General features: G+C 35.8%; 10 protein-coding genes. 6 read left to right on the top strand and 4 right to left on the bottom strand.

Annotated features, from left to right (window positions below):
* Nucleotides 1-67: 67 nt before the first annotated feature.
* Nucleotides 68-1198 (bottom strand): adenylate/guanylate cyclase domain-containing protein, encoded by a 1131-nt coding sequence (locus CYTFE_RS25615; RefSeq protein ID WP_052343085.1) that lies wholly within the window; start codon nt 1196-1198, stop codon nt 68-70.
* A gap of 283 nt (nt 1199-1481) precedes the next feature.
* On the opposite strand from CYTFE_RS25615, the gene hisS reads away from it, so the two are divergent.
* From hisS to CYTFE_RS0108065, 4 genes are all read left to right on the top strand, one after another.
* A complete protein-coding gene (gene hisS, locus CYTFE_RS0108080) occupies nt 1482-2843 on the top strand; it encodes a histidine--tRNA ligase (RefSeq protein WP_027471395.1) in 1362 nt (453 codons plus the stop codon).
* A gap of 192 nt (nt 2844-3035) precedes the next feature.
* Nucleotides 3036-4550: a histidine ammonia-lyase gene (hutH, locus tag CYTFE_RS0108075; RefSeq protein WP_027471394.1), complete on the top strand. Its 1515-nt coding sequence runs from the start codon at nt 3036-3038 to the stop codon at nt 4548-4550.
* Between the two features lie 197 nt (nt 4551-4747).
* Nucleotides 4748-5848 (top strand): redox-regulated ATPase YchF, encoded by a 1101-nt coding sequence (ychF, locus tag CYTFE_RS0108070; RefSeq protein WP_027471393.1) that lies wholly within the window; start codon nt 4748-4750, stop codon nt 5846-5848.
* A 284-nt stretch (nt 5849-6132) separates the two neighbouring features.
* Nucleotides 6133-6768 (top strand): DUF4294 domain-containing protein, encoded by a 636-nt coding sequence (locus tag CYTFE_RS0108065; protein WP_235208243.1) that lies wholly within the window; start codon nt 6133-6135, stop codon nt 6766-6768.
* A 2-nt stretch (nt 6769-6770) separates the two neighbouring features.
* On the opposite strand, the gene CYTFE_RS0108060 is transcribed toward CYTFE_RS0108065, so the two are convergent.
* The 3 genes from CYTFE_RS0108060 to CYTFE_RS0108035 all read right to left on the bottom strand — a co-directional run bounded on the left by CYTFE_RS0108060 (nt 6771) and on the right by CYTFE_RS0108035 (nt 11512).
* On the bottom strand, nt 6771-7514 hold the full coding sequence (locus CYTFE_RS0108060) for a LytR/AlgR family response regulator transcription factor (protein ID WP_027471391.1): 744 nt from the start codon (nt 7512-7514) through the stop codon (nt 6771-6773).
* A gap of 1393 nt (nt 7515-8907) precedes the next feature.
* Nucleotides 8908-9297: a DUF3859 domain-containing protein gene (locus tag CYTFE_RS0108040; protein ID WP_027471390.1), complete on the bottom strand. Its 390-nt coding sequence runs from the start codon at nt 9295-9297 to the stop codon at nt 8908-8910.
* 13 nt (nt 9298-9310) lie between these two features.
* Nucleotides 9311-11512 (bottom strand): tetratricopeptide repeat protein, encoded by a 2202-nt coding sequence (locus CYTFE_RS0108035; protein ID WP_027471389.1) that lies wholly within the window; start codon nt 11510-11512, stop codon nt 9311-9313.
* A gap of 184 nt (nt 11513-11696) precedes the next feature.
* Between CYTFE_RS0108035 and CYTFE_RS0108030 the strand changes: the two genes are divergently transcribed.
* Complete coding sequence (locus tag CYTFE_RS0108030) at nt 11697-14603, top strand: triple tyrosine motif-containing protein (protein WP_027471388.1); 2907 nt, start codon at nt 11697-11699, stop codon at nt 14601-14603.
* A gap of 357 nt (nt 14604-14960) precedes the next feature.
* The gene (locus CYTFE_RS0108025; protein ID WP_044213554.1) at nt 14961-18011 is read left to right on the top strand and encodes a SusC/RagA family TonB-linked outer membrane protein; all 3051 of its coding nucleotides are present in this window, start codon (nt 14961-14963) and stop codon (nt 18009-18011) included.
* Nucleotides 18012-18035 lie beyond the last annotated feature (24 nt).

Here is an 18035-nt window from a genome sequence, read left to right as displayed (position 1 = left end):
CAGCATAACCAATGCCTATGAGAAGTATGATCAGGTGTGCCCAAATGTTTGAGAAGTTGTATCAGATTTAGCGATTTGTCGCTATCTCTGATTTAAATGAGAATTTAATGGGAGGCGCAGTTGTATTGGGATGTAAACTATTTGGTTGAACCTTTGATTTTAAGTAATACATTTTTTTTATCCCAATGCCTTTTACCTGATTAGGTAAGCGCTCAATAAACCTATATTTATCGCGCGTAAGCATATATGTTTTGATGCCTACATTAATTTGGTTGGGATCGCATTTCTTTTCCATTCTCGAAGCCACATTGACCGTGTCGCCAAAAACATCAAACAAACAGTTGTTTGTGCCAAGTATACTCCCAATTACTTCACCGGAGTTAATACCAATTTTGGCATCCCATTTAACCGGATTTTCTATGTTTCGCTCTATTAAATAATCACGAATGTCTATGGCGGCCATTATGAGGTTCTCAGCATGATTTTTGTTGGGGGTTGGGATCCCTGAAACGGCCAGATAGCCATCGCCCATCGTTTTAATACGGGTACAATTATTTTTCTTAATGATTTGGTCAAAAGAAGAGAATATTTGCGATAACTCATCAATTAATATCTTGGGAGATAGTTTAGTTGATTTCTTTGTAAAGTCCACCATGTCAATAAATAAAACAGAGGCCTCTCTGTATTTTTTTGGTTTTGATTCTCCAAAAAGAGTGAGTTCGGTTACTATTTCGTTGGGAAGTAGACCAGATACGATTTCCTGTATTTTGTTTTGGCCTTCGCTTATAACACGCGCTTGTTTCTCTAGTTTCTTAATGGAGCTAGATAAGGTGAGTGCAGTACGTACACGTGCAAATAGCTCAACATTCTTAAATGGCTTTTGGATGAAATCTAAAGCGCCGGCAATTAATAGTTTTTTTATAATTGTTGGCTCTGTATTTTGAAGGCTAACTAAGACGGGTGTATCCCAGTTTTTGTTGGATCTTTTAATAAAATGAATTTTTTCCAATAGTTCGGCAGAAGGCTCCTCACAGTCTATTAAAATTAAGCTATAGTAGGTATGGTTTAATTCCGGAATTGCATCGTCGCAGGACTTGTTGATGATTAACCATTCCTCATCAAAGTCAAGTAGCTGTCTTTTTATTATTTGTAAGTTAATTACGTCGTTTCCAATAATCAGTATTCTAACTGTGTTCATCTATCCCTTCGTTAATTTTCTGTACAGAGATGCAGGATCTGTTCAATTCTTCTATCGGTTATATGTTTTTACCTTAAAACTTCTGATTGGTTTTGTTTAAGTGGTGAACTTTATGTTTTTGTTTGTTTGTTATTCCTTTTCTTAGACGAATATATTTGATTCATGCCAACTAGGTGTATTTTTGCAGCTATTGGGGCGGTGTCTATTTGTTTTATAATCGGAACTGATATAAGTTTAAAATAATTAAATAACTTTGCGTCTCAATAAAAAAAATAATTACAAGATGGCTCAAAAACCCACTATACCAAAAGGAACAAGAGATTTTTCACCGGTTGAAATGGCAAAAAGAAATTTTATTTTTGATACCATTAAATCGGTATTTTTAAAATATGGTTACCAGGCCATTGAGACACCAGCAATGGAGAATTTATCCACCCTCATGGGAAAATATGGTGAGGAAGGAGATAAGCTTCTTTTTAAGATACTGAATTCAGGTGATTTTTTAGCCAAGGCTGACCCACATTCTTTAAGCGAAAAAAACTCGGTAAAGATCACCTCTCAAATATCGGAGAAAGGACTTCGTTATGATTTAACGGTGCCTTTCGCACGTTTTGTAGTGCAGCACCAGAATGAGATTACCTTTCCGTTTAAGCGATATCAAATTCAACCAGTTTGGAGGGCGGATAGACCACAGAAAGGACGCTATAGGGAGTTTTTTCAGTGCGATGTAGATGTTGTGGGATCAAATTCCTTAATGAATGAGGTGGAGCTGATACAAATTGTGGATGATGTGTATCAGGCTTTAAATATTCAGGTGTTGGTTAAGATGAATAACCGTAAGATATTAAGTGGTATTGCCGAGATTATTGGAGCAGCGGATAAAATCGTAGATATTACTGTGGCTATTGATAAGTTGGATAAGATTGGTATTGAGAAGGTTAATGAGGAGTTGGAACAGAAAGGATTGCCTCGTGAAGCTGTAGATCAATTGCAACCAATCATCAATTTAACGGGAACAAATCAAGAAAAAATAGCTACCCTAAAAACTGTATTTGCGCATTCCGAAGTTGGTTTAAAAGGTGTTGAAGAAATAGAAACTGTTTTTGCATACCTGGCTTCTTTGGATATATCCACGGAGGTAGAGCTAGATTTGACCTTGGCCAGGGGTTTAAATTATTATACCGGAGCTATCTTCGAAGTGAAAGCCTTGGATGTGCAGATTGGCAGTATCACTGGTGGAGGTAGATATGATGATTTGACAGGTATCTTTGGCTTAAAAGATGTTTCTGGTGTGGGTATTTCTTTTGGAGCAGATCGTATTTATGATGTTATGAATCAGTTGGATCTTTATCCTAAAGAATCTATTGTTTCAACCCAGTTATTATTTGTGAATTTTGGAGAAAAAGAAGCCTTGTATTCATTAAAAAACTTGCAAAAAATTCGTAAGGCCGGCATCAATGCGGAGTTATATCCTGATGCAGCCAAAATGAAGAAACAGATGACTTATGCCAACAAAAAGGCTATTGCATTTGTGGCTATGGCAGGTGAAGATGAGATGAACCAAGGAAAACTTACCTTGAAAAATATGACCACAGGCGAACAGCAATTACTGACTGTGGAAGAGGTGATTAATGTCATCGCCTAAATGAAGTATTTTACTTAGTTTGCACGAGTCTTAAATGTTTGACTCGTGCTTATTATGGGTAGAATACTTAAAAATATTCGTCATCATCTTATTTCTTTTGGAGGTGATATCCGCTTTCCATGATTTCATTTTTTTGATTGTATTATTCCTTGTTGGATAGATTAGTATTTGTTATTCAAAAAATCAAAGAAAATGGAAAATAAGCATTATATAACACCTCAACCTCTGACATTTGAAAAGATAGACGAGCTACTGCACCAGAATATTGTGGTTGAGCTTTCGGAGGAGTCCAAAGAACTTATTCAATCATGCAAGAATTTTTTAGATGACTATTTAGATAAGCATGATGGTCCGGTATATGGTATCAATACCGGGTTTGGAGCTTTGCACAATAAACCCATCTCAAAAAAGGATTTGAGTAAATTGCAGAAAAACTTATTGATCAGTCATGCTTGTGGAGCCGGGAATGAAATACCTCGTGAAGTGGTGCGATCAATGCTTTTGTTAAAAGCACATGCATTAAGTATGGGGAAGTCTGGTGTTCAGCTTCAAACAGTACAGCGAATTCTGGATTTCTACAATCATCAAATTTATCCGGTGGTATTGGAACAGGGATCGCTTGGGGCATCGGGAGATTTAGCTCCACTGGCACATCTTTTTTTGCCATTGATAGGTTATGGTGAGGTTTTTTTCAAAGGGAAAACTATGAGTGCTGCTCAAATGTTAAAGATGCAAGGATGGAAGCCAATTACACTGGAGGCAAAAGAAGGATTGGCATTACTCAATGGTACGCAGTTTATGAGCGCTCATGCTGTCTATACCTTATTAAAAACTTTCCGTCTTTCGAAGTATGCCGATATTATTGCAGCCTTATCTATTGATGCTTTTAATGGCAGGATAGATCCCTTTAAAGAACAACTACATGTACTTAGACCTCATCCCGGCCAATTGGAAACGGCCAAAAATATCACTGCCTTATTGCAGGGCAGTGAAATATTAAATCAGGCCAATAAGCAAGTTCAAGATCCTTATTCATTTCGTTGTGTTCCTCAGGTGCACGGTGCTATTAAAGACGCTATCAATTACGTGGCTGGTGTTGTCTATACCGAAATTAATTCAGTGACCGATAATCCAATAGTCTTTCCTGATGAGGAAATGATTTTGTCAGGAGGTAACTTTCATGGTGAACCATTGGCTTTAGCCTTGGATTTCTTAAGTATTGCCATGGCTGAAATAGGCAGTATTTCGGAGCGAAGAACTTATCGCCTGATATCCGGAGAAAGAGACTTGCCCGAGTTTTTAGTGGCCAATCCAGGATTGAATTCTGGATTTATGATTCCTCAGTATGCAGCGGCATCCATTGTAAGTTTAAATAAACAAATGGCTACTCCTTCGTCGGTGGACTCCATACCGTCATCGAATGAACAAGAAGACCATGTGAGTATGGGAGGTAATGCGGCCACAAAGGCGCTTAAGATTGCTATTAATGTAGAACGTGTGTTGGCTGTGGAGTTATTAAATGCAGCTCAGGCTATTGAATTCAGAAGGCCGATGAAAACTTCACCTTATCTGGAGGGTTTTTTAGCCGCTTTTAGAGCGTATGTGCCTTTTGTGAAGGAGGATAAAATTATGTATAAGGAGATGGAAGCCGCCCTTGAATTTTTGAATCAGGGAGAATTCGATGAATTTCACTCTACTATTTTGTAACTTATTTTTTAAGTTTGGTTTGAATAATATTTTTAACAATAAATTAGTTTGAGTGTAGCGAGTTTGTGTTTCTTTGTTTCTGTCTCTTTTGTCTTTTGAATAAGGATATAGTGCGGTCTAATTTTATCAACCCAAAAATTTGATGTACTTTTGCACAAATTTTTTTTGACAACAGTGACACTGAAATTAATATAAAAATGGGATTACAATGTGGAATCGTAGGTTTACCCAATGTAGGTAAATCAACCTTGTTTAATTGTCTATCGAATGCTAAAGCGCAGTCGGCTAACTTTCCTTTTTGTACCATAGAACCGAACGTTGGGGTTATTACTGTACCCGATGAGCGGTTGGTTAAATTGGAAGAATTAGTTCAGCCACAAAGGGTGTTGCCTGCAACCGTTGAGATTGTTGATATTGCGGGATTAGTGAAAGGCGCAAGCAAGGGCGAAGGTTTAGGTAATAAATTCTTGTCCAACATACGTGAGACAGATGCTATCATTCATGTTTTACGTTGTTTCGATAACGATAATATTACCCATGTGGATGGTTCTGTAGATCCTGTTCGCGATAAGGAAGTGATTGATATGGAGCTTCAGTTAAAGGATTTGGAAACGGTTGAAGCCAGGCTACAGAAGTCGGAAAAAGCAGCCAAATCTTCCAAGGATCCTGAAATGAAGAAGTTGGTAGAAGTGCTTTATTTATATAAAGAAGCACTGGAATCAGGTAAGTCCGCTCGTTCTGTAGAGCTGACAGATACGCAGGAGAAAGTAGCTCATGATCTATGGTTATTGACAAATAAACCTATTCTTTATGTGTGCAATGTTGACGAGGCATCGGTTATTGATGGTAATAGTTATGTTGATGCCGTTAAAAATGCAGTTGCTGATGAAAATGCAGAAGTGTTAATTATTGCGGCGCAGACAGAAGCCGATATTGCAGAGTTGGATTCTTATGAAGAGCGTCAAATGTTTCTGGAAGATATAGGTCTGAAGGAATCGGGCGTTGCCAAGTTAATCCGCTCTGCATACAGACTGTTGAATTTAGAAACATATTTTACTGCGGGTGTGAAAGAAGTGCGTGCATGGACCTATCCTAAAGGCGCAGTTGCACCGCAGGCTGCGGGTGTTATTCACTCTGACTTTGAAAAAGGTTTTATTCGAGCCGAAGTAATCAAATACAGTGATTTTGTACAATATAAATCGGAGTTAGGTTGTAAGGAAGCCGGTAAGATGAGTATTGAAGGAAAAGAATATGTGGTGCAGGATGGAGATATTATGCATTTTAGATTTAATGTATAGTAGTAGGGAGTAGTATTACTATATTGATATTTTAACCGGTCTTTAAGTCGGAAAATGCATTAGAAAAGCAATTGCGAATTTAAGTTATTGTCAATCAGGATGTAAGTTGATTTGTTTTAATTCACCATTGCGGTGCTATGTTTCATTTCAACAAGTTCTGGATTGATTGTACTTTTAATTCTTACGACGAAGTTCTAATGCATCATCCGAGTTTGATAAGGCCGGTTTTTTTATGAAATGCTGGTGTTTAAAAAAAAAGACTTTACAAATGCAACCGATATTAAATGATTACGTTATTCAAATACACGTTGCAGGATATGTATATTATTCGTCATATTATATTGTTTTTGTTATTTGTCACTGTTTCGCAGCTTTATGGGCAATCGCAAGATTCTATTAAGGCTGTTGTCAATTATGTAGATAAAAAACTGATTGATGGAGATACCTTGCCTCATGTTGATATTGGGGAGATAAAGGTAGTTCCTCCTTGGAAATTCAAAAATAAACGTCAGCGCTACCGCTATAACCGTATGGTGGTAAATATAAAAAAGACACTACCCTACGCACGATTGGCTCAAAAACGATTGAATGAAATATCGGTTTCGCTTGATACTATTAAGGGTAAGAAGAAGCGAAAGGAATTTATAAAACATTCTGAAAAAGAGTTGTTTAATGAATTTGAGCAACCTTTAAAGAAGTTAACCTATTCCCAGGGTAGAATGTTGATAAAATTAATCGACAGGGAAACAGGTGATACCAGTTATCAGTTAATTAAAGATTTGAAAGGTGGGTTTTCTGCCTTTATGTGGCAATCCGTGGCTCGAATATTCGGATCAAATTTAAAATCCGAATTCGATGCACAGGGAGATGATGCTATGATTGAGCATATTATTCTAATGATTGATAATGGAATGTTATAATCTTAAATGTGATTATTGGCAAGTTTAGATAGTTCTTCGATCAACGGTTTTAAATTGGCCGAGGCCAAAGGGGTTTCTATATTAGATAATAGTATCAGGTTTTTCTCTTTGTCAATTTCGGTAATATAGTTTAAGTTTACAATGCAGGATCTATGTGTTCTAAAAAAATGATTTTGAGGTAAATTTTCTTCAATGCTTCCAATGGTTCTGGATACGTATAATGGGTCTCCGGATGTTTTAAATATTTTACAATAATTTCCGTCCGCAACAATGGCTTTTATTTCATTGTATGATACTATATGAACACCTTTTTGGTGGTTGACCAGGAGTTTACATGTGTTGTATGCTGCGTCGTTGTTTTGTGATTGTGAAGGGGAGGTGCTATTTTTCTTTAAATTAATTTTTAAAACGGCATCTACAATTTGTTTAGGTTTAATGGGTTTTAATAAGTAACCCGACGCACCTAGTCCAACAGCATCCACCGCATATTGTTGATGCGCGGTAATAAAAATCACATCAAAACTAATAGTATCAAAGTAGTTAAAGAGATCGAGCCCTGACTGATGGGGCATTGTTATGTCTAAAAATACAATATCCGGTGAATATTGTTTGATAAATGAAATTGCATCTGTTAAATTATCCCCCGAAGCTACTACTTCAATAACGTCATGGAGGTACATTTGTAATATCTTTTCAATACTTAATCTTGCAGAAATCTCATCGTCTATAATTACAGCCTTCAGCATATGAATTTACAAATAATATATTCAAAAAATCGGTATGATAAATTAAATAAAAATATATCTAAAAATATCACGTTTCTATGTTTTATTTGTAAAAATAGGTGTTTCGTTTGAAAAAGCATAGGTTTCATTAAGTGAATAATATTTTAATCGAAAAACTTATTTATTATAACAATCTTTGCATTGGAAACCATACTACTTTATTATTATGAACAAATTATCTTCTTTGGTTGTGTCAAGATATGGCATTGGCAAATGGGAATTTCCCAATCTGATTCTATTTTTTCAATGTGTTATTGTGATTGGTGTATTGGTTCTGTGGGTGGTCAATTAGTGTTCTATTTGAGAGAATAGTAATGCTGCATTTTATAGACTTCTTGTTGAAAACAAAGAAGTTTCCTGTTGCTATAGGGATGTTCTTTTAGCAATTGTATCATTTTTTATTTCTGTTTGTTGATGATTGTTGCTATTTCTCTCACTTTGTAAAACATAACATTCAATCTTAAGCACCAATTTAAGTAAGTTAAGAGAGCTTACAATTTAGCAATACCCTGATTAAACAATTTCTAATGAATGAATAATCCCCATTTAAACACACAACAATCAGTAAACTCCTTGGTTTTAAAAATATCGAAAGCCTTGTCTTTGAAGCTTTCTTATCAAAGACAAAAAAAACAGTAGTTTTCTTGCAGTCATTATCTACAGTTTAAACTTGAAAACTTATGCTAGAAAAACATAGAAGGTTACATTTATAAAAACCTATATTCAATAATTTTTAATAAGGAGATAGTTTCCCAAAGAATATCTTTTTTTATATGGAATAAAGTAGTATTGTTAAATAAAATGACCTTTAGAATTGAGAGTTCTTGATGCTATCGGTTTTGAAATTGCATGAAATAGCTGTTGGAAGGCATGCATTTGGAAAGATGATGCAGTTTAGACCGGGGGTAAAAAAAACATTTATATGGGGGGTGAATTTCATTTTTATTTCTCCAAGTATATGCAAATCGTCCAAAAATAGTGTGTATATGTATCATTAAGTTTTTTTAACTTGTAAAGCGTTTCTTTTTTTAATAGTTTTAAAAAGTTTGCTTCACTAAAAGGGCACAAAGTTTAGTGGAGTGTGTACTGGAAAAGTCAAGTTATTACTTAACAATATGAGTGTATGATTAAATAAAAAGCATGCATACATAATTGACTTACCTAAAATAATAAAAGAGAGTAATTTTCGGATTTATGAAACTAAAGTTTAAGGACATGTTTGGGAAAACGCAGGATAATACCATAAGGTTGAAGCGGAAAATATTTTGGTTTTTTGTAATTGAAGTATTATTGGTTATTGCGCTATTGGGATTTACTTTTTTCTTAATTACCGTGGTATTGAATTAATGGAGTATTAGACTCCTTTTACGTACAAGGATTTTTTATACAGCACTTTTCCGTCTAGCCAGGTGGTCAATGTCCATTCTCCTTTTTTGTTATGAATGGGTTCCCAAATGGTATCGCCGAGAAAGAATTCATAATCGTTTGAGTTGACAAAGTATTCACCTGTAAATGGTTCCGCAGGTGATCCTTGTTCGTCAAGAAAAGGTGGATGGTCAATTTTATATTGTATCCGTTTGCCTTTTGCTCCGCGTAATCGTATGACATATCCGAATTCAATATCCAGTTGTAATGGTATCTCATCCGTGATTTTTTTTAGCTTTGGTAGTTCTTTGGAGCTACGATCCCAGCTGGAATAGATACCGTAGCTATATAATTCTGAATCAATATTCTTTTTTGCCATGTTGTTCTCGGACTTATTCTTCCAGTAAATATTTTAATTGGTCTAACATCATTGGTATATCTTCTTTGGCAATGCCATTTTTCTGAAGAACAGGTATGTCTTCCTTGAATGTATCAAAAAAAACATCTTTATTTTTCATTTGTAAGATGGACTTTTGGTAATATTTTAAAGCCTCTTTACGATTGTTTTTGCACCATAGTACATGTCCTATATTCACTAAATCGTAGGTCCTGGAGTTTGTAGCGAGTAGTTTTTGGTAATATTTCTCGGCTTGGTCATAGTTTCCGGTTACAAAAGAGCACCATGCAATAGGACGCCATATCTTAGTGTTTTTCTGGTCAAGATATTCTACTTTAAAATAGTATTTGAGGGCTTGAGAATAATCTTTTAGGTCGAGGTGGCAGTTACCTATTGAAGCCTGGGTGTGCAAATCCTCAGGTTTAAGCCTTTCTGCGATGCGATAATACTCCAACGCCTTCTGTGGTTTTTTTAACAGTTTATACATTAAAGCAATTTTTTTTGTTGTCCAGAGTTGTTCTGGTTTTAATATATCTGCCTTTAAGTAGTTATTTAGTGCTTCATTGTATGTTTCTAATTGTTGATAACAATAAGCTAATTTTTGAATAACTTCAATGTTATCGATACTCTGTTGTGCTATTAAATAAAAGGCTTCGGAGGCTTCTTGGTAATATTCTTTTTTGAAGAAGAATTCTGCAATCTGTCTTAACTCATGAATGCCATCTGTTAATTGTTTAAAAAAACATTTATTATAAAAATCCATTCTCCAGGAAAATACGTCTTCAAACTGACCGTGTTGGGGGTGTAGCTTGTAAAAACGATAAAGATCCTGAATGTACCTGTTTGATATGATAGAGCTTTCTTTTCCGGCTTTTACCAACTTTTCATCTTTCTCTATTTCATCCATTTGTTCCAGCTGTTGTTCTAACATATTTCCCATCATATCTTTTTGAAATGACGGCATGTGCGGAATGCTCAAAAACAATGAATACTTGTCGGAATTACAAAGGAAACCGGAATTGGCCAGACTGTTTTGAATAGCCTTTGATGCAAATATATTTGAATCGTCCTTTAGTGTTGCTTTTAATTCTTCGTTTTCGAGATAAAAAGGAATGAGCCAGTTACTGATGCCGTTAAAGAAGCTAAAGTGTTTTAACATTTTAAAGGTATTTAAAAATACATCGGCACCTTCCATTTGCAATTCGGTGAGCTCTTCTAGTTTGTTCATCAACTCTGGCGAATCTTTGAAGAAATCTTCCCATTCTGGATTTTCTCCTTCGTTGAATTTCTCTCCTAGCATATTTTCTAAACCTAATTTATTTCTTAGGTTAGGCTGCATTTTAACTACCTCAGGAATAATCTCATCTGTTAGTTTTTTTGATATCTTTTCTGTTTCTCTGGTCCGAATTAACTGGGTGATGATGGTAATAAAATTATTAATTAAGTTTTCGTTACCTTCTATTAACTTTATTCTGGCTGATATCTCCGGAAAATACTTTAGTCTGTTGTCATATTTGTAAAGGTTTAGTATCAGTCCTGTGATGGCTCTTTGTTTTAGTTCGTTCTCGGGATGATCTATAAAATCGAACAATAAGAGCGTTTTATCTAAGCTAAATTCTTGTAGCAGTCCCATGGTTAGGGCCGAAATAAAAATACTTCGGTAGCTATAGTGGACAGAGGTGTCACGTATTAGCTGTCTTAGGTCGTCTATTTCTTCATTGGATAACTTTTCTGTTACCCATAATTTATTAAATATGAGAATGGCCGTTTCGTTGTTTGAACTGCTTTGAAGACCAGCTTGATCTGCTATTTTTTGTTGAGTAAGCTCGCCGTAAAGTAAATGAATCAACTCTTTTAAATCCTTCGATTCTTTTGCGAATAAATTCCTTTTTGTTTCGTAAAAGATGCCGCTGGAATGTGTGTAGTTGATGGAAGAAAAAAGTTGATCAGATAAGGTGTAACATGTTCTCAAGATATTGTCATAAACCTTTGAGCGTTCAGGGTCGTTTACTCCTTCCATTGTGTACCTGAGCATACTTTTGTATGTTAGTTCCAGGTTGTAGTGTTGATCCAGTAAATAGCCTTCAGGATGTGTTTTCATTAATGCGCCAAGCACAGACAAAGCGTCTTTGACTCTTTTTTGGGCAAGTGCGCTTTCTATTGTATCTTGTTGTATCTTGATGTTTGAAATGTCCATTCTAGTCCTTTATTAAATTTTCTGATTCAAATTTAGACATATTAAAGCAATTGCTTTGTATTTGAATAACAGTATATGTTATTTTTGTGAAGTCACAAAAAGTAAACCAATGTTACTTTTGATGTTGAAGTATGGCATTTTGTCAGTTTAGTATTTTGTAGTTTTTAGATAAATACATGTTTTAATGAGAATCATATATATCCATATTGTTGCGTTTCTTCTCTTTGTTTTTGCCATTGAAGCTGGCGCCCAGATGAACAAGATTGGTATTCCCGAGCTTGAGTATTTTGATAGGCGAGAATATAATGGAGCTACCCAAAATTGGGATATATCACAGGCTGAATCAGGTTTTATTTATTTTGCCAATAATGATGGATTGTTGGAATTTGATGGCGTAAATTGGAGTTTGTTAAATGATAAAAACTTTGGAATTATTAGAAGTGTTAAAGTGTTAGGCAAAAGGATATATATAGGTTCTTTTAATGAATTAGGGTATTACGAATACGATTCACTTCAAAATTTAAGGTATACTTCGTATGCACATTATCCAGAATTAAGTGAGATGGGCGAATTCTGGGATATTTATTCCTGGGATAATATGGTTGTTTTTAGGTCACCAAAGGGTTTGTGCTTATTTAAAGACGATGAGTTGGTTGGTGTGATACGATCTTCTTCCAGATTCATTTCTTCGTATATGGTAAATGGATTGTTGTTGGTGCAGGATAAAAAAAAGGGTTTGATGGAGTTGAGGGGACAAAATGTTTTTCCTGTTTCGGGAGGTAAAAAAATGATAAATTCGGAAATCGTGTCTATGTTACCTTTAGCCGAGGATAAAATAGTTATTGCGACCATGAAAAATGGTTTGTTTATATGGGATATGCAAGGTATTGAAAAATGGAATGTGGATGCGGATTCCTTTTTACAGCAAACTAATATTTTTTGCGGGATAAAATATTTGAACGATTTCTTGGTCTTTGGCACTATTCAAGGAGGACTGGTTATTACTTCGCTCAGTGGAGATGTTGTGATGCAGATTGATAAAGATAAGGGGCTTAAAAACAATACGGTTTTAAGCGTATCGTATGATCGGGAAGGAAATATATGGGGTGGTTTGGATAATGGTATAGTTCGTGTTAATTTTAATTCGAGTGTTACTTTTTTGCAAGGCTATTATAATGTGGGAACGGGCTATTGTGCAGAGAAGTACAATGGATACTATTATTTTGGAACGAATCAAGGTTTGTACAAAATACCAGAGGATGTTTTCTTTGATCCCTTGAAGAATAGGGCTGATTTTAAAAAGCTGAACGGGTCGGATGGTCAGGTGTGGGCGCTTTATGCGGAGGAGGATGTTTTGTTGTGTGGACATAATCTTGGTGCTTTTGAAATTGTAGGTGACAGGATTCGGCGGTTGACTACGGATGGGGTGAATGGTGTGTGGAATTTTAAAAAGGTAGAAGGAAATCCGAATTTGATCATTTCCGGTACCTATAATGGATTGTGTTTGTTCGAGAAAATTGGACGAAACTGGCATTATAAAAGCCGAATTCGTGGTTTTGATGAATCTTCCAGGTTTATTGAATGGGATGCTCAGGGTAATTTGTGGGTTTCTCATGGGTATAAGGGAGTGTATAGGTTACGGTTTAGTAAGGATTATACGACGGTTGTGCAGGTGCAGGCTTTTGAAAAGGATGATTTTCCTCAGAATGTATCTGACCTGGTTTTGTCGAAAATTAATGGGAGTTGTGTGTTTTCTGGAAAGGATGGAGTTTATGTTTTGCCTGCGGAAGGGCATTCATTTACTCGGGATAGTAGTTATAATGCTTATTTCAGAGATAAACATTTTCCTAACTATTTAAAAGAAGATAAGTTCAAGAATATCTGGTACTTTCACGATTATAGTGTTGGAGTATTGCGGTATTTAGAAGATGGAACATATAAGAAAATTGATTATCCCTTTATTTCGTTGGAACGTAAGCTGGTGAGTGGATTTGAATATGTTTTTGTTTTAGACAAAGAAAATGCGCTTTTTGGGGTGGAGGATGGTTTCGCCCATTATTCGTCAAAGGTGGTGAAAAACTACCAAAAGCCATTTAAAGTCCATATCAGATCATTTAAAGCGCTTTCGGACTCGGTTGTTTATGCTATGAATCATTTCGAGGAAGGGCGTGAGGAGCAAAAAATTGTACCGCAGTTTGCTTTTAAAAATAACTCTTTTGAGATAAGTTATTCCGCTTCGTTTATGGAAGGGAGCGAGATATTGTATGCTACCTACTTGCAAGGTTTAGATGATGGATATTCTAAGTGGAGTGGTACACGCGTCCGATCATTTTCAAACTTATATGAAGGAGTGTATACGTTTGAGGTTAAAGCATTGAATAGTTATGGGGTGGAGGCTGAACCTATGAAGTTTAGTTTTGAAGTGTTACCACCCTGGTATAGAACTATTTATGCAAAGGTGGGGTATCTGTTTTTTATTATACTCATTATGCTTGTCTTGTTTGTTGTGGTTAACCGAAGAGTTGAGTTAAGTAAGAAAAAAGAAAAGGAGAAACAGCTAGAGCGATTTAAGGCGAAGGAAGAGCAATTTAAAAATGCGGCTTTGCTATCGGAAAAGGAAATGATTAAAATGCGAAACGAAAGGTTGAAGAGTGAAATGGTTTTTAAGGAAAAAGAACTGGCTAACTCTACAATAAATTTGATACAGAAAAATGAACTTCTGTCTGAAATAAAGGCAGAACTAAAGAGACTGGGGCGTGTGCATGATTTTCGGGATGTGGATAAAAAGGTGAGTGCTCTGATTCGGAAAATAGATAAGGCTATTACCAATGAGAATAATTGGGAGGTGTTTGAAATGCATTTTGGACAGGTACACGAGGAGTTTTTGAAGAAACTAATTCGTTTACATCCGGATTTAACACAGCGAGAACAAAAATTGAGTGCCTTTATAAAGATGGGCATGTCGTCTAAAGAAATTGCTTCATTGATGAATATTACCACGCGGGCAGTAGAAAATAACAGGTATAAGCTACGTCAAAAGCTAGGTATTGAACAAGGTGAAAATCTTTCTGCATATATTGGAAAAATATAACTAATTTTTCCAATGTTAATCCAAAGTATGGGTACATGCTCTCTTGGTTGTGCTGCCTATTTTTGGTCTCTGAATTTACTATGCTCTTTTCTAAGGTGTCTTTTTTATGTTTTTAGTGTTAAAAAATGTTTTGTTAGGCAAAGTGTTAAAAAATACAAAGTGAAATGTTGTATGAACTGAATTGTGAATTTTGTATTTTTTAAATACCAGTAGATTAGTTGTTTGTGTAATTGAGTGTGAGTTTATTGTGAGGTTTTAATTTTTCTGTAATGAGTTTTTTGTGATGTGATTTGTTAGCTTATATTAACATTTGCATTCATTTTTGCTTTCGATAGTTAATTCTAAATCAAAAAGCAAATGAAGAATTTATTAGGAACGATTTTCCTGTTATTGTGTACAACCCTTATATGGGCACAAGAAACAACAGTTACAGGTAAAGTAACATCTGCGGAAGATGGAATGCCCATTCCCGGAGTGAGTGTAGTGGTAAAAGGTTCAACCAATGGTACCATTACTACTATTGATGGTGAGTTTTCACTAAATGCGAATATGGGAGAGACGCTTCTGTTCTCTTTTATAGGTATGCAAGCACAAGAGCATATCATTGATGGTACAACTTTAAATGTAACTTTGCAGACCGAGGTCTCTGATCTTGACGAGGTAGTTGTGGTTGGTTATGGTGTGCAGAAGAAGAGTGCTGTTACTGGTGCTATTTCTTCTATTAAATCTGAAGATATTCAGAAGATGCCTATCCAGCGTGCTGAGCAAGCCATACAAGGTCAGGTAGCTGGGGTGCAGGTGGCTGCTAACTCTGGTCAGCCGGGAGCTGGCATTTCTGTAAATATCCGTGGTGTTGGTACCACAGGTGATTCACAACCTTTGTTTATTGTGGATGGTAATCCGGTGGGTGACATTTCATATCTTGCTTCTACCGACATTGGTAGTATGGAAGTTTTAAAAGATGCTTCTGCTTCTGCTATTTATGGTGCCAGAGGTGCCAATGGGGTTGTGATTATTACCACCAAAAAAGGATCAGAAGGAGCCGCCAAGTTAACCTATGATGGTTATTATGGTGTGCAAAATGCCTGGAGAAACATGGATCTCTTGGATGCACGGGAATACCAAATGATTATCAATGAGTCTTTGCTTAATTCAGGATATGATAGTAGCTCTAAGAATTGGATTCAGGATAGTGAAGTGGCTGGTATTGGTGCTGGTACAGATTGGCAAAAGGAAATTTTTAGGGATAATGCCCCTATTCAAAGTCATACGTTGACTTTAAGTGGAGGTAACCAAAAAGTAGTTTACTCATCGGCTTTATCGTACTTTGAGCAGGAAGGTATTGTTTCAGAGGATAAATCCAGTTATGAGCGAATTAATTTTAGAGCCAATGCCGATTATACTTCATATGATGATAAATTAAAGATCGGGTCTTCCATGTTATATTCACGTTTTAAATCACAAGGCGTTGATCCCAATAGTGTTTATAACTCACCCTTGGCGCAAGCCATCAATATTGATCCGATTACATCGGTAAGAGATGAAGATGGTACGTTTAGTTGGCCCATCAGGAATATGCAGGAAATTGTGAATCCTGTTGCAAATATGTATTATTTGCATGATGAGTACAGAACCGACAAAATTGTGGGTAACTTATATGCTGAATATGAGTTTTTAAAAGATTTAAAAGTCAGATCTTCTTTAGGGATTGATTATGCATATCAATGGCAAGATACTTATAAACCTCTGTATGAGTTAAGTGAAATTACGAATAACACCAGTACGAAAGTCGATAAGAATATGAAGAACTGGTATACTTATAACTGGGAAACTACCCTTAATTATCATAAAGTATTCGGTGCGCATGAAGTGGATGCATTGGCAGGAACAACTTTGATGACCAGTACCTATGAAAACCTTTCAGGTAGTGCCAGTGATTTGTTGATTGAGGGAGTGGATTATGCCTATATTGATAACTCAGGTAATGATGAAAGTAAAACGGCAAGTGGTGGTTTTGAAGAAAATGCCTTGCGTTCTTATTTTGGTCGTGTAAACTATAGCTATGGTGATAAATATATGGCTTCTTTGACGGTTCGTCATGATGGTTCATCACGTTTTGGGTCAAACAATCGTTATGCTACTTTTCCTTCAATTTCAACGGGTTGGATTATTTCGGAAGAAAGTTTTTTGAAAGATAAACTGGGGCCTGTTAGTTTCTTGAAAATTAGAGCCAGTTGGGGACAAAATGGAAATGAGAACATTGGTAACTTTGCATATTTATCGCTGATTACTAATAATAACGAATATAATTTTAACGACGGCCTAACTGTAAAAGGATCTGCTCCAGAAAAGATAGCTAATCCTGATTTAAAATGGGAAACCTCAGAGCAAACAGATATAGGTTTCGATTTACGGGTTGGTTCTAAATTTTCTTTGAATTTCGATTACTACAATAAGGTAACAAAAGATTTATTGATTGATGCCGCTATTCCTGGTTATATTGGTAATGATGCTCCTACTGTTAATGGAGGAACGGTTGAGAATAAAGGAGTGGAATTGTTATTGGGATATAGAGATCAGATCAATGATTTTTCGTATGGTGCCACTTTAAATTTATCGGCTAATAAAAATGAAATGACCAAGATAAATAATGAGGAAGGCATTATGTATGGGGATGTAAGTGTTGGACCTTCAGGAATGGAGCAATTAACGATTGCTAAAGTGGGTGAACCGATTGGATTTTTCTGGGGCTATGAAACGGCAGGTGTTTTCCAAAATGAAGCAGAAGTTAATGCCCATAGTAAAGACGGTGTATTGATTCAGGAAAATGCCCAACCCGGTGATTTAATTTATGTGGATCAAAATGATGATGGAGTGCTTGACAATTCAGATAGAATTAATTTGGGTGATCCTTATCCCGATTTTACGGTTGGTCTGAATCTAAACATGGCTTATAAAAATATCGACTTTAGTATGTTTTGGTATGGAGTTGTGGGGAATCAAATGATTAATGCGACGCGTCGTTATGACTTACCTAATGTTAATTATCAGACCTCTATATTAAACAGATGGACGGGTGAAGGTACTTCTAATTCAGAACCTAGAGTGGTGTGGAACGATGTAAATAATAACCAAGGAACATTCTCTGATTACATGGTGGAAGATGCTGATTACTTGAGGTTAAAGAATATACAACTTGGTTTCACATTGCCTAAGTCGGTGTTGGATAAAGTAAATATTGAAAGAATACGCTTGTATGTATCTGGCGATAACTTATTGACCTTTACCAAGTATTCAGGCTTTGAGCCGGAAATTGGAAATAGCGATAATGTATTTTATACAGGGGTTGATCAAGGTATTTATCCTCAGGCAAGGGTAGTTTCAATAGGAGCCAATATTACTTTCTAAATAATTAATAAAAGTTATAAACGA

Origin of the sequence: Saccharicrinis fermentans DSM 9555 = JCM 21142 (assembly GCF_000517085.1) — a bacterium.
In the GTDB taxonomy this organism is placed as follows: Bacteria; Bacteroidota; Bacteroidia; order Bacteroidales; family Marinilabiliaceae; genus Saccharicrinis; species Saccharicrinis fermentans.
This window is presented reverse-complemented; position numbering and strand designations above follow the sequence as displayed.